Raw genomic sequence first — 879 nt, 5'->3', positions numbered from 1 at the left:
CACCGGCTTGCGCAGGTAGCCGCTGCCGAGATCGTTCTCGTCGAGCAGGCGCGACTCCAGCGCGGTCGACGAGATGACGGTGGTGCCGCTCGTCGGCTTCCCGGTACGGGCCGACGACGTGGCGGCGGGCTCGGTGCCGACGGTGTCGGTGGAGCAGGCGGGCAGGGCGAGGAGGGCGGTGGTGATGCCGAGGATGGTGGCGACGCGAACGCGCATGACGGAACTGACCCCTTGGTGCTAGACGACGGGTGGTCAGTACGGGCCCGCGGGCCCGGCGGGGTCGTAGGGGTGGTGGTCAGTGCCCGAGGTGGCGCAGGCAGTCCTCGAACGTGGTGTGCGTCGCGTCCGCCGGCCCCGCGTGCCGGTTGTACCAGGCGGTGTCGAGGCGGGTCTCCTGCTGCTGGTGACCGGCCCGGCAGCGCAGCCAGATCTCATCGCGGGTGGAGAGGATGAGCCAGTCCCGGTATTCGCCGCACTCGGCGCAGGCGACCATCTCGCTGTTGAGGACTAGCGGCTGCTTCCACGGCATCATCCTGCCGTCGAGCTGGTCGTGGCTCGGCACCCGCAGCTCCGCAGGCAGGAAGTCGTCCACCACCGCGGCCGGTTCGCTGTGCTGCAGCTCCGCCGTCGGTACGCCGAGGCCCGGCGGAACCTGGTCCGCCAGCCGCGCGTGCAGCTCGGCGAACTGCCGCTGCGCCTCGCTCGGTTCCTTGGCCCTGCGGCGTATTCGGTGAAACACCCTGGCGTCCTCCTCTGCCTCGTCCAACTCGCTCGATGATCGTGCCCTAGGGCGTGTATCGAATGTGCTGGTCACAGCCACTCGTTGATGGCCGCCACGAGGACGGTCGCCTCGTAGCGGACCGCGAGTTTGTCGTATCT

1 protein-coding gene and 1 pseudogene are annotated in these 879 nt (G+C 69.7%); both read right to left on the bottom strand.

Going from position 1 to position 879, the window contains the following annotated elements; genetic code table 11:
- Positions 1-216: pseudogene (locus tag ACIQMX_RS40145) on the bottom strand (hypothetical protein); the annotation flags it as partial.
- Positions 217-295: 79 nt separating this feature from the next.
- Entirely contained in the window at positions 296-739 is a 444-nt protein-coding gene (locus tag ACIQMX_RS40140; RefSeq protein ID WP_402486000.1) for a hypothetical protein, read from the bottom strand.
- Positions 740-879: the final 140 nt, after the last annotated feature.

Source organism: Streptomyces sp. NPDC091416 (genome assembly GCF_044756845.1).
Taxonomy (GTDB): domain Bacteria; phylum Actinomycetota; class Actinomycetes; order Streptomycetales; family Streptomycetaceae; genus Streptomyces.
The sequence above is the reverse complement of the archived record's forward strand: the minus strand, read 5'-3'. Positions and strand labels throughout refer to the sequence as shown.